Origin of the sequence: Snodgrassella sp. B3882, from assembly GCF_026535915.1 — a bacterium.
GTDB lineage: Bacteria > Pseudomonadota > Gammaproteobacteria > Burkholderiales > Neisseriaceae > Snodgrassella.
Genome location: NZ_JAFNPF010000001.1, coordinates 655,178 through 681,467 on the forward strand (window position 1 = coordinate 655,178; position 26,290 = coordinate 681,467).

At 41.2% G+C, this 26,290-nt stretch carries 27 protein-coding genes; 19 read left to right on the plus strand and 8 right to left on the minus strand.

The window, feature by feature from the left end; all coding sequences use genetic code 11:
• The first annotated feature begins 22 nt into the window (after positions 1-22).
• The 9 genes from mlaD to J3U68_RS02805 all read left to right on the plus strand — a co-directional run bounded on the left by mlaD (position 23) and on the right by J3U68_RS02805 (position 6,282).
• The gene (gene mlaD, locus J3U68_RS02765; RefSeq protein ID WP_267374372.1) at positions 23-532 is read left to right on the plus strand and encodes an outer membrane lipid asymmetry maintenance protein MlaD; all 510 of its coding nucleotides are present in this window, start codon (positions 23-25) and stop codon (positions 530-532) included.
• A gap of 55 nt (positions 533-587) precedes the next feature.
• Positions 588-1,190, plus strand: coding sequence for an MlaC/ttg2D family ABC transporter substrate-binding protein (locus J3U68_RS02770; RefSeq protein WP_416384621.1), 603 nt, complete (start codon positions 588-590; stop codon positions 1,188-1,190).
• Positions 1,191-1,192: 2 nt separating this feature from the next.
• Positions 1,193-1,474, plus strand: a complete 282-nt coding sequence (locus J3U68_RS02775; protein WP_267374375.1) for an STAS domain-containing protein — start codon at positions 1,193-1,195, stop codon at positions 1,472-1,474.
• Complete coding sequence (locus J3U68_RS02780) at positions 1,471-2,277, plus strand: VacJ family lipoprotein (RefSeq protein WP_323811420.1); 807 nt, start codon at positions 1,471-1,473, stop codon at positions 2,275-2,277. Before J3U68_RS02775 ends, J3U68_RS02780 begins: the two co-directional genes overlap by 4 nt.
• 643 nt (positions 2,278-2,920) lie before the next feature.
• Positions 2,921-3,283 carry a VacJ gene (locus tag J3U68_RS02785; RefSeq protein ID WP_267374377.1) on the plus strand — a complete coding sequence of 121 codons (363 nt, stop codon included), beginning with the start codon at positions 2,921-2,923 and terminating at the stop codon, positions 3,281-3,283.
• A gap of 185 nt (positions 3,284-3,468) precedes the next feature.
• Positions 3,469-4,107 (plus strand): lytic transglycosylase domain-containing protein, encoded by a 639-nt coding sequence (locus J3U68_RS10660; RefSeq protein WP_416384622.1) that lies wholly within the window; start codon positions 3,469-3,471, stop codon positions 4,105-4,107.
• Positions 4,108-4,243: 136 nt separating this feature from the next.
• Positions 4,244-4,708, plus strand: coding sequence for a single-stranded DNA-binding protein (locus tag J3U68_RS02795; RefSeq protein WP_416384651.1), 465 nt, complete (start codon positions 4,244-4,246; stop codon positions 4,706-4,708).
• Between the two features lie 513 nt (positions 4,709-5,221).
• Positions 5,222-5,698, plus strand: a complete 477-nt coding sequence (gene greA, locus J3U68_RS02800) for a transcription elongation factor GreA (protein ID WP_267374382.1) — start codon at positions 5,222-5,224, stop codon at positions 5,696-5,698.
• A gap of 257 nt (positions 5,699-5,955) precedes the next feature.
• Positions 5,956-6,282 (plus strand): DUF6156 family protein, encoded by a 327-nt coding sequence (locus J3U68_RS02805; RefSeq protein ID WP_267374384.1) that lies wholly within the window; start codon positions 5,956-5,958, stop codon positions 6,280-6,282.
• Between the two features lie 418 nt (positions 6,283-6,700).
• Here the strand turns inward: J3U68_RS02805 and yhbY are convergent, their stop codons facing one another.
• On the minus strand, positions 6,701-6,988 hold the full coding sequence (yhbY, locus tag J3U68_RS02810) for a ribosome assembly RNA-binding protein YhbY (protein ID WP_267374386.1): 288 nt from the start codon (positions 6,986-6,988) through the stop codon (positions 6,701-6,703).
• A 1,031-nt stretch (positions 6,989-8,019) separates the two neighbouring features.
• Complete coding sequence (locus tag J3U68_RS02815) at positions 8,020-8,529, minus strand: ClbS/DfsB family four-helix bundle protein (protein WP_267374389.1); 510 nt, start codon at positions 8,527-8,529, stop codon at positions 8,020-8,022.
• A gap of 818 nt (positions 8,530-9,347) precedes the next feature.
• Here J3U68_RS02815 and J3U68_RS02820 point away from each other — a divergent pair.
• The 5 genes from J3U68_RS02820 (at position 9,348) to J3U68_RS02840 (ending at position 15,671) form a co-directional block, all read left to right on the plus strand.
• A complete protein-coding gene (locus J3U68_RS02820; protein WP_267374391.1) occupies positions 9,348-9,968 on the plus strand; it encodes an RlmE family RNA methyltransferase in 621 nt (206 codons plus the stop codon).
• Between the two features lie 135 nt (positions 9,969-10,103).
• A complete protein-coding gene (ftsH, locus tag J3U68_RS02825) occupies positions 10,104-12,053 on the plus strand; it encodes an ATP-dependent zinc metalloprotease FtsH (RefSeq protein WP_416384652.1) in 1,950 nt (649 codons plus the stop codon).
• 246 nt (positions 12,054-12,299) lie between these two features.
• Entirely contained in the window at positions 12,300-13,175 is an 876-nt protein-coding gene (gene folP / locus J3U68_RS02830) for a dihydropteroate synthase (protein WP_267374395.1), read from the plus strand.
• A 444-nt stretch (positions 13,176-13,619) separates the two neighbouring features.
• Positions 13,620-14,963: a phosphoglucosamine mutase gene (glmM, locus tag J3U68_RS02835; RefSeq protein ID WP_267374397.1), complete on the plus strand. Its 1,344-nt coding sequence runs from the start codon at positions 13,620-13,622 to the stop codon at positions 14,961-14,963.
• Positions 14,964-14,999: 36 nt separating this feature from the next.
• Positions 15,000-15,671 (plus strand): DedA family protein, encoded by a 672-nt coding sequence (locus J3U68_RS02840; RefSeq protein ID WP_267374399.1) that lies wholly within the window; start codon positions 15,000-15,002, stop codon positions 15,669-15,671.
• A gap of 87 nt (positions 15,672-15,758) precedes the next feature.
• Here the strand turns inward: J3U68_RS02840 and plsY are convergent, their stop codons facing one another.
• Entirely contained in the window at positions 15,759-16,361 is a 603-nt protein-coding gene (gene plsY, locus J3U68_RS02845) for a glycerol-3-phosphate 1-O-acyltransferase PlsY (protein WP_267374401.1), read from the minus strand.
• 58 nt (positions 16,362-16,419) lie between these two features.
• Between plsY and folB the strand changes: the two genes are divergently transcribed.
• Positions 16,420-16,788, plus strand: a complete 369-nt coding sequence (gene folB / locus J3U68_RS02850; protein ID WP_267374403.1) for a dihydroneopterin aldolase — start codon at positions 16,420-16,422, stop codon at positions 16,786-16,788.
• A 42-nt stretch (positions 16,789-16,830) separates the two neighbouring features.
• On the plus strand, positions 16,831-17,418 hold the full coding sequence (locus J3U68_RS02855; protein ID WP_267374405.1) for an NAD(P)H-hydrate epimerase: 588 nt from the start codon (positions 16,831-16,833) through the stop codon (positions 17,416-17,418).
• A gap of 99 nt (positions 17,419-17,517) precedes the next feature.
• On the opposite strand, the gene hemN is transcribed toward J3U68_RS02855, so the two are convergent.
• The gene (gene hemN, locus J3U68_RS02860; RefSeq protein ID WP_267374407.1) at positions 17,518-18,903 is read right to left on the minus strand and encodes an oxygen-independent coproporphyrinogen III oxidase; all 1,386 of its coding nucleotides are present in this window, start codon (positions 18,901-18,903) and stop codon (positions 17,518-17,520) included.
• A 251-nt stretch (positions 18,904-19,154) separates the two neighbouring features.
• On the opposite strand from hemN, the gene fnr reads away from it, so the two are divergent.
• Entirely contained in the window at positions 19,155-19,892 is a 738-nt protein-coding gene (gene fnr / locus J3U68_RS02865; RefSeq protein WP_416384653.1) for a fumarate/nitrate reduction transcriptional regulator Fnr, read from the plus strand.
• Positions 19,893-19,989: 97 nt separating this feature from the next.
• On the opposite strand, the gene J3U68_RS02870 is transcribed toward fnr, so the two are convergent.
• The 4 genes from J3U68_RS02870 to J3U68_RS02885 form a co-directional block, all read right to left on the minus strand.
• Complete coding sequence (locus J3U68_RS02870; RefSeq protein WP_267374412.1) at positions 19,990-20,772, minus strand: hypothetical protein; 783 nt, start codon at positions 20,770-20,772, stop codon at positions 19,990-19,992.
• Positions 20,773-21,086: 314 nt separating this feature from the next.
• Complete coding sequence (locus tag J3U68_RS02875) at positions 21,087-21,950, minus strand: ABC transporter permease subunit (protein WP_267374413.1); 864 nt, start codon at positions 21,948-21,950, stop codon at positions 21,087-21,089.
• Complete coding sequence (locus tag J3U68_RS02880) at positions 21,940-22,911, minus strand: ABC transporter permease (RefSeq protein ID WP_267374415.1); 972 nt, start codon at positions 22,909-22,911, stop codon at positions 21,940-21,942. Before J3U68_RS02880 ends, J3U68_RS02875 begins: the two co-directional genes overlap by 11 nt.
• Before the next feature lie 19 nt (positions 22,912-22,930).
• Positions 22,931-24,061: an ABC transporter ATP-binding protein gene (locus J3U68_RS02885; protein ID WP_267374418.1), complete on the minus strand. Its 1,131-nt coding sequence runs from the start codon at positions 24,059-24,061 to the stop codon at positions 22,931-22,933.
• A 490-nt stretch (positions 24,062-24,551) separates the two neighbouring features.
• Here J3U68_RS02885 and coaBC point away from each other — a divergent pair, with 490 nt between their 5' ends.
• Positions 24,552-25,742 (plus strand): bifunctional phosphopantothenoylcysteine decarboxylase/phosphopantothenate--cysteine ligase CoaBC, encoded by a 1,191-nt coding sequence (gene coaBC, locus J3U68_RS02890; RefSeq protein ID WP_267374420.1) that lies wholly within the window; start codon positions 24,552-24,554, stop codon positions 25,740-25,742.
• 59 nt (positions 25,743-25,801) lie between these two features.
• On the plus strand, positions 25,802-26,263 hold the full coding sequence (gene dut / locus J3U68_RS02895; protein ID WP_267374422.1) for a dUTP diphosphatase: 462 nt from the start codon (positions 25,802-25,804) through the stop codon (positions 26,261-26,263).
• The last annotated feature ends 27 nt before the right edge of the window (positions 26,264-26,290 follow it).

Sequence of the window (26,290 nt, forward strand, 5' to 3'; positions counted from 1 at the left end):
ATTTTGATTAACAGGTAATAATATGAAAAAAAATAGTCTGGAAATGCTGGTTGGCTTATTCGTTTTAATAGGCATAGCCGCAATTCTTTTCTTATCTTTCCGAGTAGCTGGTGGAAATGGTCTTGGTTCATCCCAGCCTACCTACACCCTGTCGGCTTCTTTTAGCGACATCGGAGGTCTTAAGCCACAAGCTCCAGTTAAAGCTGCTGGGGTCGTTGTCGGCCGTGTTGACAAAATTGTTTTGGATCCGAAAACTTATTGGGCTAAAGTCACTTTAAAAATCGACAAACAGTACCAATTTAGCAGCGATACTTCTGCTCAAATCCTGACTTCTGGATTATTAGGTGATCAATACATTGGTCTGGAGCAGGGCGGGGATACCGATAATTTGGCTGATGGCGATTCAATCACCATCACCAGCTCAGCCCTAGTTTTAGAACAGCTAATTGGGAAATTTATGACCAGTTTTGCTGAAGGTAATGCCAAAAGCAGCGACAACGGCAGTCATCATGCCGCATCCGCTACCGAATAAACATAATGGTCTAATAATATTAATAAACCACATCATTTAATTTAAGGATATATCCATGAAATTGAATAAATCTGCATTGTTGGCTTCTTTAAGTATTGGCGTGATGAGTATCAGTTTGGCATTTGCTTCCCCACAAGACGCGGTAACCCAGCTGAAAGGTAATGCCACGCAAGTGCTGAATATTTTAAGTAACGCCAATGGCAAAAATGACAGTAAGGTGCGCCTACAAGCTGAAAATTATGCCATTCCCTATTTTGATTTTACCCGTATGACTGCGTTGGCCGTTGGCGCGCCATGGCGTACTGCTACTCCAGCCCAGCAACAGGCTTTGGTTTCTGAATTCAAAACTTTGCTGATCCGTACCTATTCCGGAACCATGCTCAAATTCAAAAATGCCAAAGCAACGGTTTACGACAATCCGGTTGTGACTAAAAATGGTCGTGAAGTTACTGTTCGTGTTGATGTGACGGCTCCTAACAGCAAACCAGTACGTATGGATTATTCAACTTATCAGTCTGGTAATACCTATCGTATTTTCAATGTTTCTGTTGAGGGAGCCAGCTTGGTGACTGTGTATCGTAACCAATTTAATCAAACCATTAATCAAAAAGGCATTGATGGACTGATTGCGGATTTACACGCTAAAAACGGTAAATAAACATGCGAACCGAACTTCAGGGCAGCACAGTCAACCTGCATGATACGGTCACCATGACAAGTGTGCATGAAGCAGATTATCAGCAGTTTTGCCAATGCATCAAACCAGGAATAACCACAATTGATGTCAGTGGCGTTACAGAAGCTGATTCTGTTTGTGTAGCTTTACTGATCGCCGCAAAACGGCTAGCTCTCCAACAACAATTTGACATTCAAATCATCGGTGCGCCATCAGGATTGATCACACTGATGGCACTATATGGCGTTGAGGAATCTCTGCAATGAGTAAATCCAAGTTGATTATTGCTTGCGTACTTTTATCCTTCAGCCAGCTAGGCTGGGCGGAACAACCTAATCAGGATCCTTACGAAGGCTATAACCGCTTTATGTTTAAAGTAAACGATCGTTTGGATCATTATGTCATGACTCCGGTAGCCAAAGGATATCGTAAGATTACGCCGTCTCCAGTGCGCACAGGCGTCAGCAATTTTTTTAACAATTTGCGCGATGTAGTTAGTTTTGGCAGTAACGTGCTGCGTTTGGACATTGAAAAAGCCAGTACAGATTTTGTCCGTGTAGGTATCAATACGACTTTTGGTTTGGGTGGCTTAATTAATTTTGCTGACGCTGGCCGAATTCCCAATAACAAAAATACTTTAGGCGATACGTTTGCATCTTGGGGATGGAAGAATAGTCATTATTTTGTTTATCCTGTTTTTGGTCCTTCTACCGTACGCGACAGCGTTGGTAGTAGTGTCTTGTATGCCTTTCCAGTGCAGAATGCGATTTTTAAAGATTCAGCTGTACGTTGGGGGGTTAGCGGTTTGAATGGGGTGGCAACACGAGAATCCTTACTGGATGTGACCGAAAGTCTGGATGATGCTGCGCTAGATCGTTACGCTTATACCCGTGATTTATATATGAAATTGCGCAATCAGCAAGTTGGCGGTACTTTATATCAATCTGATACTGATGAAGAGGTAGATATTGATAGTTTAGTTCCAGCTGACGAAGAAACGGCACCGGCTACTGAACACCAACCTCAATCTAAACATACTCATACCGAGGGGAAAGTCGCTCATTATTGATCACCCCATTTACTATTCTGTTTCAATGCGATGATCTGAATACGGAATATTGATTGATAAGAGACTAGATGAATTTGCGCTATTACTGAATGATTAAAGTTCATTAATGAGTCTGATATGGATTAATCTTAGTCAGCGTGGCTTGCATTCAGTGAATCCATTGATTTTTCAATTGGTGAATAATTTGGGCTGATGACGTCAAATTTTGCTTCTGTAAAATGGCCATGGCTTAAACGCTAACATTTCTGCGCAATTAAATTTTATTCTGAATGAAAAATTATGCATGCAGATCTTGCTGATACGCAGGATACTTTGCAATCAGATGCATCAAGTTTGCTCAAGTCAATAATACACGGCGATCGCAATTGTTATGGATGGAGGTAATATAGCTTTCCAATTTCTGGGTAGGTTATAAACTGCTGCTATAAAAGTTGTGTTAGAGCGAAAGTTTCATCGTGTCTACCACTGACAACCGGAAACACACTGAAGAGTGCAGAAAAATAAATGGAATTGAGCTTATCAATAGCCTAACTCAATTCTTTAGACGCTAAATTATCCGTAAGAAATGTTTGCGGATAAAACGAGAATTTAAACCCAGCTTTTGGATAAACAATTAATCAATAGTCAAAACAGGAACAGTGCTATGTATGAAGTTAACCGTAGTGTTTTTTTGCTGATTCCATTGGAACCATTTTGGGTATGGTTGCAGAACTTACCCGATATCAACTTGGATGGTTTGTCGCTCAAAGCATTACAGCAAGACGCCAATGCTTATTTAATCTCTACTGCTGAAAATAATGAAGATCTATGGCTTCAAATTGAACAGCATTATCAGGATATTTTTGCTGCTGAATTGGCTGATTGGTGTGAGGATGAACGTCGCTGGCCACAGTTGGATGCGGATACTTTCCTAAAATGGTTTGAAGTTAAGTCCTCCATGATTGTGACTGATTTGGCTAAGGAAGAACTCGAACGTGAGGAATTTGTGCCGATTGAGTTAAATTAAATCCTGTTTTTTATGCCACAGCCTATGTATTGAACATAGGCTTTTTCGTATCTTCTTTAACTATGTTAAAATATGTTTTGGTTGAGATGGTCTTCTCAGTCTTCTTAATTTAATGAGTTGATTTCATTGACACAAGGTGGTTCTGATTAAGAGGAAATTAACCTAGGTTAGTTGAAGTTGTCTGAATGAAAAGAAATCTTATATTGTCCAAGTTAGATGGTCTGTCGCGGCGACAAATGCTGATGTCTGGCAGTGTGGCGCTACTAGGCACCCTATTACCAAAACAGGCTTTCGCTGGAGCACAACGTGAAGAGACGTTGGCTGATGATGTTGCCTCTGTAATGCGTCATGCCGTTAGTAATGCAAATCCACCTCGACTGATTTTTAAATCGCAGGCAGAAGCCAATCGCTGGCTAAATGCGATGTCCTCACGGCTCGAGCGCTACGTTCCGGAAGTATATGGTCGAACACGCTTGCTGACTAATATTCAGTATGAAGCAATGCGGGCAGGGCTGGATACGCAAGTTGTTCTTGGGCTGATTGAAGTGGAAAGTCGTTTTCGTCAATATGCTATTTCCCGTGTTGGTGCAAGAGGTTTAATGCAGGTGATGCCGTTCTGGGTTAAGCAAATTGGGCGAGCAGAACATAACTTGTTTGATATTCGCACTAACTTACGTTATGGCTGCACCATTTTACGGTATTACCGCAATCGCGAGAATGGTAATATGGTTCGCGCGCTGGCGCGGTATAATGGTAGTCTAGGACGTACAACTTATTCTGATGCGGTGATCGGTGCCTGGCAAAAACATTGGCAGTGGTCATAATCATTCTTTAGAATAAATACCAGTTTTTAACTTCGGTTGCCTGTTAAAGCAGCCTGAATCCATATAGGAAACCACCATGTCTGTTAACAAAGTCATCTTGGTTGGTCGCTTGGGTCGTGACCCTGAAACACGATACATGCCCAGCGGCGATGCAGTAACCAATTTTTCCATTGCAACTGATGAGCAATGGCGCGATCGTAATGGTGAGCGTCAAACGCGCACGGAATGGCACAACATTACTCTTTTTGGCAAGCTCGGTGAAATTGCCAGCCAGTATCTACGTAAAGGTAGTCAGGTATTTATTGAAGGGCGGATCCAAAGTCGCAAATATAACGGTAAAGATGGAATTGAGCGTATTGCGTACGACATTATCGGCAATGAAATGAAAATGCTGGGTAGTCGTAATGATGGGGGTAGCGCGGGTTATGATTCTCCCAATGGCGGTGATCATTTTGCGTCAAACAGCAATGCAAATCCGGGAAATTATGATTCAGCCCCTGCCGCCTCAAATGCGCCTCCCGCTGCTCCACGTCGTCAGCCACCTCGTACCGCGCCTACACCTGCGCCGGTGGATGATATTGATGATGATATTCCATTCTAAAGTTTGCCTTTAGGGCAATGGTGTATGGATCAAGAGAGTATTGATTAGTCAATGCTGGTATAAAAAAACCTGCCATGTTATTAGCAGGTTTTTTTTAACGTCGCTTATTCCGTAATTTATAGAATTAGTCCGATGCATCCACACGTAACCAGTACTTAAATTTTAATCAACGAGCTATTTAATTTATTCATTCAGATTTCTAAATTGAATTTTGCCGTTTGAATTAGATGTTTTGATAAAATGATTAAGAAATATTGAAGGAATTTATTGCGTTTAACTTTATCATTATATTGAAGTTTTTTGGTTTTTATCATGGCTGGATTGATGATCTGCACGGCAGTGTTGGTGCCTTTTAAAAGAAATTTATCATCATTATAATCTTTGCTTATTTTAGCGGGTCTGTTAAAATATCATACATGGAACTGCGCAAGCCGCCAAACACCGGGCGGCTTGCTTTTTGTTATTAATACGATATACCGTTGCGCATTCACGGCGGTATCTTGGAGAAACATGATGCAAAAAATTCCCTTGACCGTATTTGGTGCCGAATTATTAAAACAGGAACTGCAACAGCTTAAAAGTGTGGCTCGTCCTGCTGTGATTGAGGCTATTGCTGAGGCACGTTCGCATGGTGACTTGTCGGAAAATGCAGAATACGAAGCAGCTAAAGAAAAACAGGGTTTTATTGAAGGCCGTATTGCGGAGATTGAACACAAACTTTCGCTAGCGCATATCATTGATCCGAAAGAAACCAATGCTGACGGGAAGGTCGTTTTTGGGGCTACTGTAAAAATGCAGGATCTGGAAACGGAAGAAGTGGTCAGTTATCAGATTGTCGGCGAGGATGAGGCTGATATTAAGCAAGCTAAAATTTTTGTTGGCTCACCAATTGCACGCGCGCTGATTGGTAAGGAAGAAGGGGATATTGCCGAGGTTCAGGCGCCCGGTGGCATACGTGAGTATGAAATCCTTGAAGTCTTTTACATTTAATTAACCGCCTATTAGCATTTGTTTTTGGTCCGGTAATCATTTACCTTAGATCCTCATCATGGAGATAGAGGTAAGGGTGTTAATGTATTTCAAGTCTATTCTAAAGATGGGCGTACTAAGGATGAGATTACAGATCAGATTAGAGATTAGGCTATAAAATATTGTGGTGATTGGAGTTGGCCGGTAGGACAACATTTTCATTCTTTTTAGGAGAAAATGCTAAAAGATTTGAATTTAGAAATAAAGAAATGTAAATAATGAAAAAAATATTTCTTTTCATCCAAGTTTTATTTTTCTCTTTCTGCACTCAAAAAAGTTTAAGTATGGAAGAAGTGAAATATTATGAAAGTTTTTCTGGATATGATCATCCAATAAAATTAAACAATGAGATCGATATTAATAGTTTAAAAGATAAAAATATTTATTTAAAAGCTATTTATATAAATAATAAACTTGAAGTAGTTGAAAAATATATAAATAATAATCTTTTTTTTAGGTATGTTTATGTTTATGAGAAAAATAAACTAATAAAAATAGAAACTACTAATATTAATGGAGAAAAGAAAGTAATATTAAATGATTAATAATTCTTAAAAATAAAAGCTAACTTATATAATTTGGCTTTCTCTATTTGCAAAACCATGGACACTTAATGGAATAAAAGTTTTAGAAGAATTCCCAGTATTAAAGATAGATTAATATTTAGTAAGTTATGACAGAATATTGCAAGCAAATAATGTCATTTTTAGATGAGGTTGAAGAATATAATTGGAAAAATCTTTTTAGCCACTAAAAAAATTTCTAATGATGATAAACCATTTAGTAGAAAAATTTTCCAATTATATGGAGCGATGGGCTCTTTTAATGAATTAATTCTTTAAAGATAGTGTTTTATGTAAACAAGAAAATAATATTCTAGATGATTTAAGAAATAAGCTTTATAAAACGGCAGAAGCAATTAAGAAGAACTTAAAAGCGATTCAATTGAAGAATCGCTTTTATTTATTCGTCTGTGTTTTTACGGCGGAATAAGACTAATTGTTTGCCAATATGCTGGATTAGCTCGGCATGGGTCGCAGCACACAATTCTTGTGCAATAGCGATACGTTTGGCGCGGTCATCACCGGCTACCTGCACTTTTATCAATTCATGTGCATCTAAATTGCGATTGGTTTCGGCGATGACTTCTGGCGTCAGTCCATGTTGACCGATCAGGACTACTGCATGAAGCTGATGAGCGCGGGCTTTCAAGGCCATTTTATCTTTACTGCTTAAATTATCTGTTGGCATTTTTCTTTCCATGTTGCTTGAACTTTGAATCCGATAAGCGGATTGCAGGTTCGATTGTCAATAAGCTATTTTAAATGACAACGATAATTTTTTATAGTTAATCTCTATTCTTGACGACGATGTGAAAAAAAGAGCAATGAACGCTTTTTACACTTGGCAGTATTTTGTTTAAATTGTCTAAAATGGGTTGCTAAAATTTCGCTTTATTCAATGGTCTGAATACAATTTGCTTAACTAACGAGATACTAAAATCATTCTTAAATTTAATAAGTTAGAGAAAATCTTCAAGTTGCGTATAGGGTTTTTTGTAGTGGATCAATTGTATTTTTGCAATGACAAGTTGTTTAGAATTCTTGCGCTTAACCTACTGCATTAATTCATTATTACTAATTTGATGATAGTGCCAGCGTGTAATTGATACTTTCATGTTGTCCGACTCCCGATCATGATACGCTGCTCTGGTGAAAGATTGATCGCCTGAATAATCTGCTGATGCAGCGGTTTAATGATCATTAGCTAGGTAGTCCGAATTTAATTTCTGATTGAATAATGGAATATTTTTGGTAACAATTTATTGGAATTGGGAAATAAGCCATCTACTAAATCGAGGCTGTTATGACGAATTAATTTCAATTTTAAGTGAGGTATTTATGCTTCGCGATTGTTCCGTAGCTGATGGTAAGGCATGCCTGATGATCAGTTGATGAGCTAAATTGGTAATCGTGTTTGCGTTTTTATTGCTTATTCTTGGGGCTGTTGAGTTTTGATCTTAATCAGTCCACATCGGTAATATAATATAACAATAAGCGAACGCTAAAATGCTTTAATCTTACAAGCGTATTTTCGACTAAATGACGGTAATGATAAAGTATCCATATGCTATCTATTAATACTCGGCGATGAGCTAATATGTAAAGATTTTATATAAGCCTAAAGGGTAACTTTCCACCTTTCTATTACCCAAATACCAAAAATGGCTATGTCTTTTAATTTACCTACTATATGTAGGTAATTTTTTATCAGATACACACTTATTGCGTTAATTTTTTCCATTTTCTGATTTTAGTCCGAAAACTTTTGAAGGGAGCAACCGAGTTGATGTGAATAAATCTTGCAACAGTCCAGCTTTCAGGATAAGGCTTAGTCCAATTCCTGCTATCTTTTATAAATAGTGTCTCCTCCGACAATGAACCAATCCAGCCAGTCCAAATATCGACCGCTTGTTCAAACTGCTGTATAAGCTCTTTTAAAGATAATTCTTTATATGTTTGATAGAATGACTGATAAAGCTCACCTAATTGATTCCATTTGTAGCCTTTGGCAGGTAAAATGGGAATCTCTCCCAAGAGTTCGGTATCATCCCATGACTTTACTAACGCTAACCAACCTAGTTGATAAGCAATCATTTGAGCCGGTGTTTTATCAACACCATCCACTAAACTATCTTTTTTATCTTCAGTGATCGTTTTAAACTCTTCAATAAATAACTTAGCCGTTTTATTGATTTCATCTATTAATTGCTTTTTGTTCTGATAGATCATAGTTAGTTCTCCGTGAACCCAATTAACTTAGCTATTGAATATTATAAGTATCTTACCCATTAATCAAGTAAACCGATACTGTCAAATTAAGGAAGAACATAAGCCAACAAACAAAAGTTACCGTTACAATAATTAACAAAAAAATAATTTGTGACACTCAAAACTCTGGTTCGACTTTAATTGAAAATCATATTATTTTACTCAAAATAAGTTGTAAATTTGAACATCTACCAATATTTTATAATAATTGTTTAACATTAAAATATATCTAATAATCAATAAGATATAATTAATTTTGGTAGGATTATTCGTGAATATTGAGTTGTGTTTGTGAATAGTATTCTTGATAGATACGAAGTAACTCAGCCATGAGATATTCATCGATGTTGGGTGAAATAGCTAGTTCAATAATGTGTGTTTGTTTTAGTTTTGCCGCGTTGATTCGATGATTAATATTGTCTATGAAGTAAAAAATCTGGTTAGTCTCCTGCAAAAATTTTAATGCGGATACCACCGCCACCACTGAGAAGCAATAACTCGTTCTGAGCATTGATGGTGACTTTTCCATCTGCACTGGTTAAAAACATATTCTATGGTGTGGCATCAGATAGCGGGCAAATCGCCATGGGTTGCTAAAAAGTGAATGATCAATCTAATGAGTTTTAATTTGCGCTGGTTTAAGTTTCCAGAGACCTTCAGTGCCACAATTAGGAAATATATTTTAATTTCGTGAAATAATCTTTTTTTGCTGATGATAAAGTGTATATTCTCTTGCGATTTCACGCTACAATAGAGTGGTTTTTTCAAGAATTTGCATTATGGGTGTTCGTTCTAAATCTTCCAGTGCGTGGCTCAATGAGCATGTTAATGATCATTATGTTCATCTCGCTCAAAAAGAAGGCTATCGTGCACGTGCGGCTTATAAATTGCTGGAAATAAATGATAAAGATCATTTAATTAAATCTGGTGTTGTTGTGGCTGATCTGGGCAGCGCGCCGGGAAGCTGGTCGCAGGTGGCGGCGAAGTTGGTGGGTAGCCAAGGTCGGGTATTTGCTTTAGATATTCTGCCTATGGATCCTGTAGAGGGGGTAGAGTTTATTCAAGGGGATTTTCGTGAAAATGATGTGCTGATTCAGTTTGAAACTTTATTAGCTGGATGCGAGTTAGATCTTGTAATTTGTGACATGGCACCCAATATGTCGGGTAATAACATTACTGATCAAGCCAGAAGCTTTTATCTCGCTGAGCTTGGTCTGGAGTTTGCTCAGGTACATTTAAAACGTGGCGGTGATTTTCTGGTTAAAATTTTTCAAGGCGTAGGGCAAGATGAGTTTCAACAGGCCATGAAAAGTAGTTTTAGTCAGGTGCTCGTGCGTAAACCGAAAGCTTCCCGTGATCGTTCGAATGAAATCTATTTATTGGGACGTGGGAAAAAATAGGGACTAGCCTTTGCAACTACATTTGGTTGTCGTTGCTTTGGGTAAAGAATAATTATTTAACCTCCTTAGGAGTTTGTGATAGTGCGTAATAGCGTTAAAAATCTTTTGTGCTTTTTGGTGCTGGCTCTTTTCTGTATGGCCGCATTCAATGCAGTAAGTAATAAAAAAGATAATAAGCAAATTGAATATTCGCAGTTTATGCAACAAGTTAACAAGGGTGAGATTGCCAATGTGAATGTTCAGGGGTCGCTGGTGAATGGCTTTGTTCTTGAAGGCCAGCGTAACGATAAATCTGCTTTTGTTGTTAATGCGCCGACCCCTTTGGAAGAAAATTTTATCAGTACACTGTTGGCTAAAAACATTCGGGTTAATGTGATTCCGGAAAAGAAACCCAGTTTTTTAAGTAATCTTTTGATCAGCATGCTACCGTTATTACTGGTGGTAGGCGTATTTGTTTATTTTATGCGTTCTATGCAGAGTGGCGGCAAAGGTGGTGCGCTTTCATTTGGAAAAAGCCGTGCCCGTTTAATGGATAAGGACAGCAATAAAGTTACCTTCGCCGATGTTGCAGGCTGTGATGAAGCAAAAGAAGAAGTACAGGAAATTGTAGAATATTTACGCGCGCCACAACGTTACCAATCTTTGGGTGGTCGTGTTCCTCGCGGTATTTTGATGTGTGGTAGCCCTGGTACGGGGAAAACGCTTTTAGCTAAAGCGATAGCTGGTGAAGCACAAGTACCTTTTTTCAGTATTTCTGGCTCGGATTTTTTGGAAATGTTTGTCGGCGTTGGTGCTGCTCGCGTTCGGGACATGTTTGAACAAGCTAGAAAAAACGCTCCTTGTATCATTTTCATTGATGAGATTGATGCTGTGGGTCGTCAGCGTGGAGCAGGTCTGGGCGGTGGCAACGATGAACGTGAACAGACGCTCAATCAACTATTGGTTGAAATGGATGGTTTTGAAAGCAATACGACCGTTATTGTGATTGCAGCAACCAACCGCCCAGATGTTTTGGATCCTGCTCTGATGCGTCCTGGTCGTTTTGACCGTCAGGTTGTGGTGTCATTACCAGATATTCGTGGTCGTGAGCAGATTTTGAAAGTTCATGCGGCTAAAATTCCGCTGGATAAATCGGTTGATTTGCCGTTGTTGGCTCGTGGTACACCGGGTTTCTCTGGTGCTGATCTGGCCAATTTAGTGAATGAAGCGGCTTTATTTGCTGGTCGTCGCAATAAATCCAAAGTTGATATGGGTGACTTTGAGGACGCCAAAGATAAGATTTATATGGGACCGGAACGCCGTTCCATGGTTATGCACGAAGATGAAAAGAGAGCGACGGCTTATCATGAGTCCGGTCATGCCGTGATCGCTGAGGTTTTGGATTTCACTGATCCTGTGCATAAGGTAACGATTATGCCGCGTGGTCGAGCACTGGGCTTGACTTGGCAATTACCGGAGCGAGATCGCATCAGCATGTATCAAGATCAGATGTTGAATCAGATTTCAATTCTGTTTGGTGGTCGAATTGCTGAACAATTGTTTATCGGGCGCATTTCTACTGGGGCATCAAATGATTTTGAACGTGCTACTCAACTGGCGCGGGATATGGTGACCCGTTACGGTATGTCGGCAAAAATGGGTCCGGTGGTGTATGGTGAAAATGAGAGCGAAGTATTCTTAGGGCGCTCTGTGACCCAATCGCAGAATATTTCTGAAAAAACCATGCAAGAAGTCGATGCTGAAGTGCGCCGTATTCTGGATGAGCAATATGAGATTGCTTATAAGATTCTGGATGAAAATCGCGACAAGATGCATACCATGGCTAAAGCACTGATTGAATGGGAAACTATTGATCGTGATCAGGTATTGGAAATTATGGCTGGTAAGCAACCCAGTCCTCCTAAAGTCTATGACGAAAATGTGATTCCAACTGATGCTGAGAAAGAGGCTGAGCCAGAAGCGGACTCTCAATCTGAAGTTAAGGATACAGAATCAGTCACTACTGCCGATGATTCTGGTTCGAATACTTCAGCACAAGAAACGGTGGAAGATTCAGAGACTCAGAAACCGCATACAGCCGATTGATCTGACGTATATAAAAGGTAGCCTTCGGGCTACCTTTTGTTTTTGGGGCGGAGTTCTGAGCATATATTGTGTTTCTATATTTAGCTTAATATGATTGCTTGCTGCATTTTATTTGGAAATGTGCGCGAGTATTCGCGGTGAAATTTGAATGATCATGTTTGGTTGATTGTGGTGATGGGACGGATTAAATATTGGTGATGAAGATAAAGCTGGAAAAGAAGCCAGAAGTTAAGGGAATGGCGATAAATGAATGATTGTGCGCAGGATGTTACAGAGACTTTTTGGCAATGTGGTCGCTTTCAATTGGCTCTAACGCAGCCTAAAATTATGGGCATTGTTAATGTGACACCGGATTCATTTTCTGATGGTGGTCGGTATGACTTGTCAGTTAGTTCTGCACTGAAGCATGCTGAGCAATTGTTGAAAGATGGCGCGGATATTCTGGATATTGGTGGAGAAAGTACCCGCCCTGGTTCAGCAGAGGTGTCTGTGCAACAAGAATGGGCACGGATTGAGCCTGTATTGCAGGAACTGATCAGTTGGAATGTCCCTATCACGGTTGATACTCGTCGAGCATGGGTGATGCGTCAGTTGCTTGAACAGGAATTAACCGATGGGATCAATGATGTTCAGGCACTGGAAGATGAGGACGCGGTGGCTCTGCTGGCTGCTTGTCCGCAGACAGGTATTTGTTTGATGCATATGCAGGGACAACCGCAATCTATGCATTTCAATCCGCGGTACGATGACGTGGTGACGCAAGTTGGAGGTTATTTACAACAACGGGTAGCGGTATGTGATCAAGCCGGTATTGACCGCAAGCGTATAGTTGTGGATCCGGGTTTTGGATTTGGTAAAACGATGCAGCACAATATTCAGTTAATGCAACATTTTGTTGAGTGGCACAAGCAGGTTGATTGTCCGGTACTGGTTGGTTTGTCACGAAAAAAAACCATCGGCGTGCTGACGGATGAGCAGGAGCCGTCTAATCGGGTAATGGGCAGCGTTGTAGCTGCTATTGCTGCGGTGGCTCGTGGTGCGGCGATAGTACGTGTGCATGATGTACGCCAGACACATCAGGGGTTACAAGTGTGGGCGGCCATGGGTGGTAAGCTGATTTGATGGTCTGGATGTTGTGAGATGATAAGGCAATGATATTAAGTTGTAGCTAGGGATAGGTGATAAGGTTTTGTGATCAGCATACGATTTAGCTAGCTGCCTTTGTTCTGTACTGTAAATAGTTAGTCGCTTCGGTTGAATAGATAGGTAAATACATTATGATGGTTGATGTGGTTGTGTGAATATTTTTTCCTGAAATAGGAACGGCTATAATGGGCTATGAATTCAGGATAGCTAATGATGCGGACTATTTTTGATGTTGTTACATTCAACATAAAACTTGAATTTCTATGTGTAAGGTAGAAATAATCTTGAAATGAAGTAATTCTGATTCAAACAAGGTTAAGCTGATCAGGCTGCTGTTGAGCTTAAGATATTTTATTTGCTGACTGATCTTTGTGGGCTGTTTTACAATGGTCACTTTGTCTCATTCTGTTGGAGAGGGTAATGGTTAAGAAGTATTTCGGTACGGATGGTGTGCGCGGTGAAGTGGGAAAATACCCGATTACGCCTGAGTTTGTACTGAAACTGGCTTATGCTGCCGGTCATGTTCTGGTACAGCATGGTTTGGACCACCAACCTACGGTTTTAATCGGTAAGGATACGCGGATTTCTGGTTATATGCTGGAGGCTGCTATGGAGGCAGGCTTTACTGCCGCAGGAGTAAACGTTTTGCTGACCGGTCCGTTACCAACTCCTGGTGTGGCTTATCTGACGCGTGCTTTACGGCTGGATTGTGGTGTTATGATTTCTGCGTCACACAATGCTTTTCATGATAATGGGATTAAATTTTTCGCTGAAGGCGGTGTTAAGCTGAGTGATGAGTTGGAACTGGAAATTGAGGCCGAATTAGACAAGCCGATGCAAACAGTACCTTCAACTCAGTTAGGACGTGCGAGGCGGATTAATGGTGCCGTTGATCGTTATATTGAATTCTGTAAATCGACTTTTCCCAATCATTTTCATTTACGTGGTTTGAAGCTGGTTATTGATTCGGCTAATGGTGCCGCTTATGCGGTAGCACCGAAAGTATTTCACGAATTGGGTGCAGATGTCGTCAGTATTGGTGATAAGCCGGATGGTTATAACATCAATCAAAAAGTTGGTGCCACTTATATTAAATCTTTGCAGGCAGCGGTGCTACAGAATGAAGCTGATTATGGTATTGCACTCGATGGCGATGGCGATCGGCTGATGATGGTTGATAAGGTCGGTAGGGTATATGATGGTGATGCGCTCATTTATTTTATTGCTAAAGCGCGTGCCTATGCAGGAACGTTACAAGGTGGTGTGGTCGGCACGGTGATGACTAATCTGGCCATGGAGCAGGCATTCAAACGGGTCAATATTGATTTTGTTCGTGCCAAGGTGGGTGATCGTTATGTTCTGGAACAGTTGCATCAACGTGGCTGGGAATTGGGGGGTGAAGCCTCTGGGCATATTGTCTGTTTGGATAAACACAATACGGGTGACGGTATCATCGCTGCTTTACAGGTCTTGGCAGCGATGCAGGTTTTGAAGCAGGATTTGGCCAGTATACAGACCGACTGGCAACCATTTCCCCAAACGATGATTAATGTTCGCATTGATAAGGATCAGGATTGGTCAAGTATTGCCAATCCGGTTGCTGATCAGGTTATGACCGAGCTGGGCGAGAGTGGTCGCGTCGTGTTACGTCCTTCTGGGACGGAACCAGTGGTTCGGGTGATGGTAGAAGCCCGTCAAGCAGAGGACGCTCAAGCTGCAGCAGAGAAGATAGCCAATGCAATTAAGGCTGGATTATCCAATTGAGCAGTTGTACCAAGATGATTGAAAGACGGGCATGATATGTTTGCTTTACTAGAAGCTTTTTTCACACAATATGGCTATGCTGCCGTGTTTCTGGTTCTGGTGATATGTGGTTTTGGTATTCCCATTCCAGAAGATGTAACTTTGGTTGCCGGCGGGGTGATCGCTGGTCTGGGACATGCTAATGTACATATGATGTTTGCAGTAGGTATGAGTGGGGTATTAGTTGGCGATAGTCTGATGTTTGTTCTTGGACGTTTATATGGTGATCGCATCCTTAAATTCAGATTTGTGCAACGTTTGTTAACACCAGAGCGTTACGCTCAAGTGCAGGACAAGTTTAGTCGCTATGGCAATAGGGTTTTATTTGTTGGTCGGTTTTTACCGGGTTTGCGTGCGCCTATTTTTCTGACAGCAGGTATGAGTGGCAACGTTTCGGTCTTGAAGTTTTTAATTATGGATACGCTGGCAGCTTTGCTATCCGTGCCTATATGGATTTATCTGGGTGAATATGGTGCCGAAAATGTTGATTGGTTGATGCATAAGGTTCATCAGTTTCAGGCAGGCTTGTACGTAGCTGTGGCCTTAGGAGCAATAGTTTTGGTTTATTATTGGCGCAAAAAACGTCAGCGTTCCAGATTTTTTAGAAATAAGATGGCTGAATTTCGACAGGCTAAAGCCGATAAAAAAAGTCACTATGAGAACAAGTAAGTATTGAAATAGATGAATTCTATCTGACTGTATTGATGGTAGAAAAAATAAAATAAAAGACAACTAATCAAAGTTGTCTTTTTTTGATTAATTAGAATGTCCGATCTTACTTTCTTGACCATTCAGTAGTTTGGTGATGTTGCTTTTGTGACGATAAAGAACCAATATATCGATAATGATGATGGCGATAATCCAGCTTGGCCAAGGAATAAACCACCAAGCCACTAAAGGGCTAATGATGGTGGCGATGAGGGCGGCTAATGAGGACACTTTAAAGCCAAAGGCAATGATTAGCCATACTGCTGCACAAATGAGCGCGGTTGGCCAGGAAAGCGCCAGTAATACACCTAGCGCGGTAGCCACGCCTTTACCTCCCTTAAATTTTAAAAATATTGGCCACATGTGACCCACCAGAACCGCCACAGCAACAGCGGCAATGGAATAGTGGCTTAGGTGCCAGCTAGTTTGGTAGTGACAGCACAGCCACACTGCTAGCCAGCCTTTTAATGCATCACCAAGCAGGGTAAGCGCGGCAGCACTTTTGCGTCCAGAGCGCAACACATTGGTTGCACCAGGGTTGCCGGAACCATAGCTATGTGGGTCTGGCATGCCCATACAGCGGGATACGATAACGGCAAAAGACAAGGAGCCAAGCAGATAGGCGCCGATAATTACAAAGTAGTTCGCCATAAGGGTGTTTCTTTAGTCTACAATTTCAAGGTTAATATTCTAACTGAGCAGGTTGTTCATGGATACTATCTTTTTACATGGTTTAAAAGCGAAAACGTTGATCGGGGTGTATGAATGGGAGCGTCAGCAGCCGCAGATTTTGCTGCTAGATCTAGATATAGGGACTGATTTTCTGCAAGCAGCGCAAAGTGATGATGTTGCAGATACAATTCATTACGCTCAAGTGGCAGAGGAGATCATTTCTGCGCTGGCAGAACAGAGTTTTTTGTTGCTGGAAGCATTGGCTGAATATGTCGCGCAGTTTATTCTGACCCGGTATCAAGCTTTGTCAGTCAAGGTCAAAGTCGTTAAACCTGGAATATTGGCTTCTGTGGCCCAAGTGGGGGTGATGATTGAGCGACAACGTGTCGTATTAGAAAATAATTAAGAAAAAAACAGGATGAACAATAGGGTTTTAACGGTTTCTCAGATGAAAGAATGGGAAGCTCAACAAGATAACAACGGCATCAGTTATGCACAACTGATGGAAAATGCCGGCACTGGAGTTGCTAAGGATTTGATGCGTCGTTTTTCTCGACGGGAAGTTGTGGTTCTTTGTGGTAAAGGCAATAATGCCGGTGATGGTTTGGTGCTGGCTCGTATTCTGGCTCAGCATGGCTGGACAGTCTATGTATTGTGGTTACAAGGACAGCATTTATCCGCTTTGGCTCAGATGAATCACCAGCTGTTACCGGTATCAGTTCGTACGGTGGACATAACTGAATTGAATTTGATTTTGTCTCATGCTCCGTTGGTTGTGGATGCGGTTTATGGAACAGGCTTTCGCGGTACGCTCCCGTTTGAAATCAAACAATGTTTCGCCACGGTGAATAATAGCGCTGCTGTTACGCTTGCGTTGGATTTACCCAGTGGTGTAGCCGGTGATGGGGATGTGATTGCGGACGGTAGTTTTCAAGCACAATTGACTTATGTTTTTCACGCATTAAAACCTGCTCATTGTTTGGCGGAAGTCGCGGCTTTATGTGGTGAAATCATTAATATTGATTTAGTGAGCTAATCCGCGCTTTATGGGGAAATACGCTACACGGTTATGGTTACTGCTTAGTGTACTACTTCGCCTATGCAACTTCATTGCTATGACGATGAAGTGCATGTGCTACACTGTTTGCGAATAATGATTATGCGTTCGTTTCAGTCGCAGATAATAGTCAAAAACCATGGCAATATTACGAATTAGCAGCCGTCCTTTTGGGGTGACTTGAATTTTATTTTCATGCAAATGTAAAAGTCCAAGTTGGGACAGCTGTGTTAATTCGGTTAGTTCATCAGCAAAATAAAGCTTAAAGGGTTGTGGCAAAATACTGGCATAGTCAGCGTAATTTAATTCGAAATGGCACATCAGATCCTGAATGATGCGACGGCGTAACAGATCATCTGCATTAAGCTGATAACCTCGCAGTACAGGGAGTCGGTTTTTATCCAAAGCCAAATAGTAGGCGTTCAAATCTTTTTCGTTTTGACTATATATGTCGGCAATTTTACCAATGCTTGATACGCCAATGGCAATCATATCGCAGTCAGCGTGTGTAGAATATCCTTGAAAATTACGTTGTAGTCGGTTTTCTGCCAAAGCGATGGCCAGTTCATCCTGTGGCTTGGCAAAGTGATCCATGCCGATAAAGATGTATCCATTTTCCAGCAGAAAATGTATGGTGTTTTGCAGTATGTCCAGTTTGGTACTGCTGTCTGGTACCGCAGCGGTATTGATACGTCGTTGCGGTTTAAATAAATGGGGCAGATGCGCATAATGATACATCGCTATGCGATCTGGTTGTAAATCCAAGATTTGTTGCAGGGTTTCCTGCATCGATTGCTCAGTCTGATACGGAAGTCCGTAAATTAAATCGATACTGATGGAACGAAAGCCATTTTGGCGAGCAGCGTCGATAACGTAACGGGTTTCTGCTTCGCTTTGTACCCGGTTGACGGCTTTTTGTACGATCGGATTAAAATCTTGGATGCCGACACTGATACGATTAAAGCCTAACTGTCCTAAAAAGGCGACAGTTTCGGCGGAAACATTGCGAGGATCAATTTCGATGGAATATTCGCCATGATCGATCAGAGTAAAATAACGCCTGATGCTGGTAAAGATATGATTGAGCTGTTCGGTATTGAGAAAAGTGGGCGTGCCACCGCCAAAATGTAGCTGTGCTAATTCAGGTTTACCAGTCCAGTTTTGTGCTAATAAGGCCAGTTCTTTATCCAGATACTGGATGTAGGTATCGGCGCGGCTGGTGTCTTTGGTAATGATTTTGTTGCATCCACAGTAATAGCAGATAGTATTACAAAAGGGGATATGCACATATAGCGATATCGGCTTGGATCCAATATGCTGCTGCAACGTGGCTTGTAATTGACTGGCTCCAAATTCAGGAGAAAAGCGATCTGCCGTAGGATAAGAGGTATAGCGAGGTCCTAATGATGGCAATGATGCAATCAATTTACGGTCAAATTCGATAGCAAATCTAGGTGTGTTCATCAGGCGTTACAGGTATTCTTTGAAGGAATGACGGTGCTTAAAGATCAGTATAATAATTATTTGTGTTAGAATAAGTTTTGGGGGCTTTTTAGCTGTAACATCGAAAAATACTTTCTATTAGATCAGGATTGATTAGAAAATTCAATATTTTCTGCTGATGTTTGTCATTATCTAAAATAGATTTGATTTAAATCAAATATTGGGGGCAGTAATTTTGACCATTCGTCAGCAAAAATCAGACAAATATTATGATAAAAATACACAAACAGAGCGAAATAGTACAAAATTTATGTGAAAAATGTTCTTTTCACGTGCTATGTATGCCTGTGATTATGAAAGATAAAGAGTTAGATGAATTAAATACTGTTATTCGTCACAGCAAGCGTTTGAAAAAGGGTGAGTATCTTTTTCGTGCGGGTGAGCCATTCAAGTCAATGTTCGCAGTGCGCACTGGCTTCTTTAAAACCATTGTAACCAGCCAAGACGGTCGGGATCAGGTTACAGGTTTTTTTATGTCTGGTGAACTTCTGGGACTGGATGGGATTTGCAATAATTACCACAGTTGTGATGCAGTTGCTCTGGAGGACAGTGAAGTTTGTGAGTTGCCTTTTGTTAATCTGGAGCAAGCTGGAAATTTAGTTCCTTCTCTACAAACGCATTTTTATAAACTGATGAGTCAGGAAATTGTACGAAATCAGGAAATCATGCTGTTGCTAGGTAATATGCGGGCGGAAGAAAGGCTGGCTGCCTTTTTGGTTAATTTGTCGCAACGTCTGAATTTTCGCGGTTTTGCAGCCAATGATTTTATATTACGTATGTCGCGAGAAGAAATTGGCAGTTATCTTGGATTGAAACTGGAAACCGTGAGTCGAACTTTGTCCAAATTTCAGCATGAAGGGTTGATTAAGGTTGAACATAAGCATATTCAATTGGTGCAACCTTGGATCCTGCATGAGATCGTATTAAGTTGCCAAAAAGCAGTCGGGTAAATTGTGGTGTCGTGTCATCAAGCCGTTTTATAACGGCTATAGTTTTGCAATCTGTTATCTCGAAGATGCGTGGTTTTGCTGATAAGCGGTCATCAATTCAATTAAAATTGGCCATGGCTGCCAGTTTTAGGGTGTCTTTGCCGTAAAATTCGGCAGTGAATCGGCGCATCCAACGGATTTTACGCAAACTATTTTGAATAATGGATTGAGTTGATGCTGGTTGCTCAGCAATGATCTGATGCCATGATTGTTGCGCTTCTATGCTAATTCCAAATTGATTCATTAATTGTGCGCCAGAATGCAGATAGCACAATAAGTCGCGGGCATGGCACTGAGTTAATGGCATCGCTGTGAGCGGATCATCTTCAAAATCGATAAATCCGATTTGTTGATCGTTGATGAATATCATGTTGCGTGCAAATGATTCGCTCAGATATTGTTGCTGTTGATGGACATGAACAATCGCCCTTAAACCTAACCGCCAGCGTTGCAGCAAGGTTTGCGGATCCTCATGACATTCCCACCACTCTTTTTCCAGATTGTGTTCACCAATATTGCTGATCATGGTGGCATTAGGCTCTTGCGCCAGCACTTTAGGTACACAAATATTGGCTTGTGCCAGCTCCTGAAGTCTTTTAACTTCGGTTCGTAAAGATGAGACACCACCAAGGTTAGGCACCGGTTGCAACATATGTATGCCACTTATTTTCTGAGCTATTTTCAGTAATCGATAGCGCCAAATGCTATTGCGTTTTCCAGCCAGTCTTACCCAGACTTTTTCTCCATTTGATAAAGTATGTTGCTGCATAAGTTTGCTTTGCACGCTGACGCATTGCTGGAGGGCTAGCTGATAAAAAGTAGAGTTGGTGGTTTGTGACATGTGCGCAGATTGCCGGCTAATCGATTAAAAGCAGATTGTACTATAGTTGATCTGTTTTACTCTGTTCAGGAAGATAAAATAGCAATATGTAATTAATCAGTAGGGTAAACTCTGGTTTGAAATGGTAATGAAGATGAAGGTAATCCAATATTTTAGATTAACTGAAAGCCGAATTTGTTGAGTTGGAACATTAATGGTGCTTCGAGGAAAGATCAAACCGTTTTATTAATCTTGCCTAACCATTTCAATCAGGTCATGATGAATTTTGGGATCATGACCTGAGAAGATTAAGGTGTATAGTTAACTGATAAAAATTATGGGTTTTGGTAATAAGCCTCTACCATTTCTCGTTCACGTCTGGTGTTCTGGCGCATCATGAAGTAATTAATGCCAATAGCTAAAGTACCCACTAAAGCAATAATAATTGTGGCCAATACATTCATCTGTGGATCAAGTCCCAATTTGATTTTGGAAAAAATGATCATAGGTAAGGTAGAAGAACCTGGACCAGACAAGAAAGAGGCGATCACCAAATCATCTAGCGATAAGGTGATGGAGAGCAGAAAACCGGAAGCGATAGCTGGGGCGATGGAAGGCAAAGTGATTAAAAAGAAGACTTTTAACGGTCTGGCGCCTAAATCTTTAGCTGCTTCTTCCAAAGACTGATCCAATTCGGTCAAACGTGATCTGATGATTACGGTGACATAAGCCATGCACAGGGTGGTATGTCCAAGCCAAATGGTAAAAAAACCACGTTCAAAATAAAGAACGTCCAAACCACTATTTTGTAAAAACATTTGTACTTGGATAATCAATAACAGCATAGATAAACCAGTAATAATGTCTGGCATTACCATTGGTGCGGACACCATGCCGGTAAATAAAGTGCTGCCACGGAAACGTTTGATACGTGCTAGGGCGTATCCGGCCAGTGTACCCAGAATAACGGCTGCTGCTGCTGAACATAAGGCTATGCGGATAGATAGCCACACAGCATCTAATATCTGTTCATTATGCAGCAGTTTGCTATACCACTGAGTGGATAATCCTCCCCATATGGTTACCAGTCGTGAGCTGTTAAATGAATAGATAACTAAAACCACCAACGGGAGGTATAAGAATACCAATCCCAGTAGCAGCATTCCTTTCAAGAACCATGAGTAGGTTTTATGATGCATGATCGGTTCCTTTTTCAATCTCACGACTTTCAAAACGCTGATACAAGGTAATGGGAATCACCAGCAGCACAACCATGATAACGGCTAAAGAAGAAGCCAACGGCCAGTTGTTTTCATTAAAGAATGTTTGCCACAATACTTTACCAATCATTTGATTTTCCGTACCGCCAACCAGTTCAGGTATGACAAACTCGCCAATTGCCGGAATAAATACCAGCATGGAACCAGATATAATGCCCGCTTTAGACAAGGGCAGGGTAACGGAGCAAAAGGTTTTTATCGGTCCGGCACCCAGGTCGGCTGCGGCTTCCAGATAGCGGTTATCCATTTTGACTAGCTGGGTATACAATGGCAATATCATAAAGGGTAGATAAGCATAGACCATCACCAGAATTAAGGAAAAATTGTTATAAAACATATCTAATGGATTTTGAATTATTCCCCATTTCAGCAAATAAGTATTGATGATACCGTTGCGTCCAAGTAAGCTTATCCAAGCGTAAACCCGTAATAAAAATGATGTCCAAAATGGCAGCATGATGGCCAATAGCAGGCCATTACGATATTTTTCTGGTGCACGGGAAATGGTATAGGCAATGGGATATCCTGCCACTAAGCAAATAAAAGTAGTAATAAAGGCATTTTTTATCGAAAGCCAATAGGCCAGCAAATAGATATTATTCCCCGGACGCCCCATTAACATTTGCAATAGGGAGTGACCAAAATCGTTGAAAATATCGGCGTAATTCTGATAGCTGATAATAAGATTAATTCTGCCCAACTGTGCATCAACTTCGTATAAAGGGGTATACGGAGGTATCGCCACATCCTGTTGTGAAAAGCTGATTTTCAGTACAATAAAAAAAGGCACCAAAAACAACAGAATGAGCCAGATGTAGGGGATGGATACCACCACTCCCTGTGTCGGGCGCAGCCCATGCAGACGTTTAAACCAATTCATAATAAAGCCCTCAACATCTTTAGTACGTCAGTGGGCTGGCTTGATCGTCTGGCCAGCTGATGTAAACTTTTTCTTCCCATGTTGGCATCGGTATATTGCTTTGTTCCCAATAGGATGACAAAACTTGACTCTTGATAATTTTGCCTGATGGCAGCTGAATGTGAAAAATGCCGAAACTACCTAAGTAAGCAATCTCTTTAACGATGCCGACCGACCAGTTATATTCCTGTTGTGGTTGTTCCCGATAGATGTTGATGTCTTCCGGACGAATAGACAACCAGATATTTTGCTCTTCTGGTCCACTGATACCATGTCCCAAATATACTGGTTGTTCTACATCAGGGCAGTGAATAACAGTATGATCGGAGCCATCTTCTGTCACGGTGCCGGGCAAAATGTTGGTCTCTCCCATAAATTCGGCTGTAAAACGGCTATTGGGATAATCATAAATGTCAGAAGGGGTACCGACTTGCATAAGTTGTCCATCAGACATGATGGCAATGCGCGAGGCCATGGTCATGGCTTCTTCCTGATCATGGGTCACCATGATGCAAGTGGCACCCACTTTTTCAAGTGTGTTGACGAGCTCAAGCTGGGTTTGTTGGCGTAATTTTTTATCCAATGCACCTAAAGGTTCATCCAGTAACAGTAATTTAGGACGTTTAGCCAGACTGCGTGCCAATGCAACACGCTGTTGCTGACCGCCAGAAAGCTGATGTGGTTTACGTTTGGCATACTTTGTCATTTGCACTAGCCGCAGCATTTCTTGGACGCGCTCTGCTATCTCTTCTTTCGGTAGCTTATCCTGCTTCAAACCAAAGGCAATATTTTGTTCCACAGTCATATGTGGAAATAATGCGTAGCTCTGAAACATCATATTGATAGGGCGATCGTAAGGTTGTAGTTTGGTAATATCTTCTCCATCAAGAATGATCTGACCCTGAGAAGGCGTTTCCATGCCCGCTAGCATGCGCAACAATGTTGATTTACCGCTACCAGAGCTACCAAGCAAGGCAAATATTTCATTTTTTTCGATATTAAGGGTGACATGGTCTACGGCATAGTTGTCGCCGAAGGTTTTGACAATGTCTTTGATCTGAAGGTAATGTGCCTGATCAACATTTGGCTTGGTGGTTGAGTTTTCGCTCATGATAAGGTGCTCCAGTATAATCGTTCCAGCCAATGCAGTGCATATGCAAATGTTCTGTGGTGTATAAAGAACGATGCAAAAACAAATCTGCTCCTGCCTTAAGAGGGTGCATTGTATGCAAGCATTTTGTGTGGGGCAATGAAATTTAAGCGTTAATACACTAAAATTCCATATATTGGGAAAATCTTTGCATATAAACAAATGTTTAGTGAAGCAACATTACTTAGATTAAATTTTGTTATGACAATATAACGCAATTAATCGCCAATTAAGCTTAATAATCAAGGCTAAGTTCTCATGCTGCTTAGGGTAGGACAAATAAGTGTTGTATTATAGTACTGAAAACTTGATATTTGGATAGAGTAGAATTCTTTTTTAATAAGATAAATAATTTTACTTGGACTTGCCATGCATGCTTAGCTCACTTTTCGCTTAAAAGGAATGTGATGAGAATGTGGCAGGTATAATGAGTGTGATTAATGAGGTAAATGTGAAGAAAAAGATTTTACTTGGCATCAGTGGCGGCATTGCAGCGTATAAAAGTTGTGAGCTGGTGCGTTTGTTGAAAAAGGCCGGTCATCAGGTCAATGTGGTGATGACTCAGGCAGCAACGGAGTTCATCAGCCCAAGCACGTTTCAGGCGCTTAGTGGTGAGCCTGTGGCGATAGATACTTTTGCTGATAACAGCGGTAATGGCATGGCACATATTAATCTTTCGCGACACGCGGATGTGATGTTGATTGCGCCTGCTTCTGCAAATACCTTGGCAAAAATTGCTCATGGTACAGCCGATAATTTGCTAACCACCTTGGTTGCAGCACGTACCTGTCCTTTGGCGGTGGCACCAGCAATGAATGTGCAAATGTGGAATAATCCAGCCAATTTGCGTAATCTTGAATTATTGCGAAAGGATGGGATACAGATTCTCGGTCCGGCTGTTGGTGAACAGGCCTGTGGTGAGAACGGTAGCGGGAGAATGCTGGAGGCACGAGAATTAGTCGATCTGTTGACAGATGTCTGGACACCTTCTGTATTAGCAGGTAAACGGGTATTGATCACAGCTGGAGCAACATTTGAAGCTATTGATCCTGTGCGTGGGATTACCAATATATCGAGTGGGCAGATGGGCATGGCATTGGCTCGTGCTTGTCGTGCAGCCGGTGCATCGGTTTCACTCATCTATGGACTGTTGCAGACAGCCATACCTGCTGGTCTGAGCTACTGTGAGCAGGCAACAAGTGGCGAAAGCATGTATACAGCAGTACATCGTTTGATCGGTCAACAGGATGTATTCATCTCTGTGGCCGCTGTTGCAGATTATAAAGTCAAGAATCGTCGTGACCAAAAAATTAAAAAAACTGTAGGTGAACCTGTTCCTGTGATTGAACTAGCGGAAAATCAAGATATTTTGAGCTCAGTTGCACAGATGCCTAATGCTCCTTTCTGCGTTGGTTTTGCGGCAGAGAGTGAGCAGGTGGTGGAAAATGCGCGCATAAAGCGGCAAAAGAAAGGTGTGCCTTTGCTGGTGGCTAATCAGGTTGCGACAGCAATGGGTAAAAGTACCAATCAGGTTATTTTGATGGATAATGAAGCTGAGACAGCTTTACCGCAAATGAGTAAAGACGATACGGCGATGGCTATTGTCAATCGTTTAGCCCAACTGCTGCATGATTCAGTATAGTTGCTGTCAGCAGTGAGTTTATTTGAATGAGTTAATCTAATTATATTAAAGATGGGTTTATGAGTAATTCTGAAATATCTGTACAAATTAAAATTTTGCATCCTTTGATGACTGAACAATTGCCTCAATATGCTACAGCTGGTTCAGCCGGGCTGGATTTACGTGCCTGCATTGAAGAAAAAGTGATTTTACAACCTGGCGAAACCTATCTGGTGCCGACAGGACTAGCCATACATCTGGCGGATCCGAAATATGCGGCACTGATTTTACCGCGGTCAGGATTGGGACATAAACACGGTATTGTGTTAGGTAATCTGGTGGGTTTGATTGATTCCGATTACCAAGGTGAGTTGAAAGTGTCATTGTGGAATCGTGGGCAGGAAGCATTTGAGATTGAACCCTTGGCTCGGATTGCCCAAATGATCATTGTGCCAGTGATGCAGGCTGCTTTTGAAGTGGTAGAAGAATTTAATCACAGTGAGCGTGGAGAAGGTGGCTTCGGCAGCACGGGTCATCAATAAATAATTAAAATATAATATAGACGAAAA

Bases quoted from the DNA above. Each gene is read 5' to 3' on its own strand.
- J3U68_RS02820 (WP_267374391.1), top strand. From the start codon at position 9,348: ATGGGTGTTCGTTCTAAATCTTCCAGTGCGTGGCTCAATGAGCATGTT.
- J3U68_RS02775 (WP_267374375.1), top strand. From the start codon at position 1,193: ATGCGAACCGAACTTCAGGGCAGCACAGTCAACCTGCATGATACGGTC.
- dut (WP_267374422.1), top strand. From the start codon at position 25,802: ATGAGTAATTCTGAAATATCTGTACAAATTAAAATTTTGCATCCTTTG.
- ftsH (WP_416384652.1), top strand. From the start codon at position 10,104: ATGGCCGCATTCAATGCAGTAAGTAATAAAAAAGATAATAAGCAAATT.
- folB (WP_267374403.1), top strand. From the start codon at position 16,420: ATGGATACTATCTTTTTACATGGTTTAAAAGCGAAAACGTTGATCGGG.
- J3U68_RS02880 (WP_267374415.1), bottom strand. From the start codon at position 22,911: ATGAATTGGTTTAAACGTCTGCATGGGCTGCGCCCGACACAGGGAGTG.
- J3U68_RS02805 (WP_267374384.1), top strand. From the start codon at position 5,956: ATGAAAAAAATATTTCTTTTCATCCAAGTTTTATTTTTCTCTTTCTGC.
- yhbY (WP_267374386.1), bottom strand. From the start codon at position 6,988: ATGCCAACAGATAATTTAAGCAGTAAAGATAAAATGGCCTTGAAAGCC.
- J3U68_RS02780 (WP_323811420.1), top strand. From the start codon at position 1,471: ATGAGTAAATCCAAGTTGATTATTGCTTGCGTACTTTTATCCTTCAGC.
- J3U68_RS02870 (WP_267374412.1), bottom strand. From the start codon at position 20,772: ATGTCACAAACCACCAACTCTACTTTTTATCAGCTAGCCCTCCAGCAA.
- J3U68_RS02855 (WP_267374405.1), top strand. From the start codon at position 16,831: ATGAAAGAATGGGAAGCTCAACAAGATAACAACGGCATCAGTTATGCA.
- glmM (WP_267374397.1), top strand. From the start codon at position 13,620: ATGGTTAAGAAGTATTTCGGTACGGATGGTGTGCGCGGTGAAGTGGGA.
- hemN (WP_267374407.1), bottom strand. From the start codon at position 18,903: ATGAACACACCTAGATTTGCTATCGAATTTGACCGTAAATTGATTGCA.
- greA (WP_267374382.1), top strand. From the start codon at position 5,222: ATGCAAAAAATTCCCTTGACCGTATTTGGTGCCGAATTATTAAAACAG.
- mlaD (WP_267374372.1), top strand. From the start codon at position 23: ATGAAAAAAAATAGTCTGGAAATGCTGGTTGGCTTATTCGTTTTAATA.
- J3U68_RS02840 (WP_267374399.1), top strand. From the start codon at position 15,000: ATGTTTGCTTTACTAGAAGCTTTTTTCACACAATATGGCTATGCTGCC.
- J3U68_RS02815 (WP_267374389.1), bottom strand. From the start codon at position 8,529: ATGATCTATCAGAACAAAAAGCAATTAATAGATGAAATCAATAAAACG.
- J3U68_RS10660 (WP_416384622.1), top strand. From the start codon at position 3,469: ATGAAAAGAAATCTTATATTGTCCAAGTTAGATGGTCTGTCGCGGCGA.
- folP (WP_267374395.1), top strand. From the start codon at position 12,300: ATGAATGATTGTGCGCAGGATGTTACAGAGACTTTTTGGCAATGTGGT.
- plsY (WP_267374401.1), bottom strand. From the start codon at position 16,361: ATGGCGAACTACTTTGTAATTATCGGCGCCTATCTGCTTGGCTCCTTG.
- J3U68_RS02795 (WP_416384651.1), top strand. From the start codon at position 4,244: ATGCCCAGCGGCGATGCAGTAACCAATTTTTCCATTGCAACTGATGAG.
- J3U68_RS02785 (WP_267374377.1), top strand. From the start codon at position 2,921: ATGTATGAAGTTAACCGTAGTGTTTTTTTGCTGATTCCATTGGAACCA.
- J3U68_RS02770 (WP_416384621.1), top strand. From the start codon at position 588: ATGAAATTGAATAAATCTGCATTGTTGGCTTCTTTAAGTATTGGCGTG.
- J3U68_RS02885 (WP_267374418.1), bottom strand. From the start codon at position 24,061: ATGAGCGAAAACTCAACCACCAAGCCAAATGTTGATCAGGCACATTAC.
- J3U68_RS02875 (WP_267374413.1), bottom strand. From the start codon at position 21,950: ATGCATCATAAAACCTACTCATGGTTCTTGAAAGGAATGCTGCTACTG.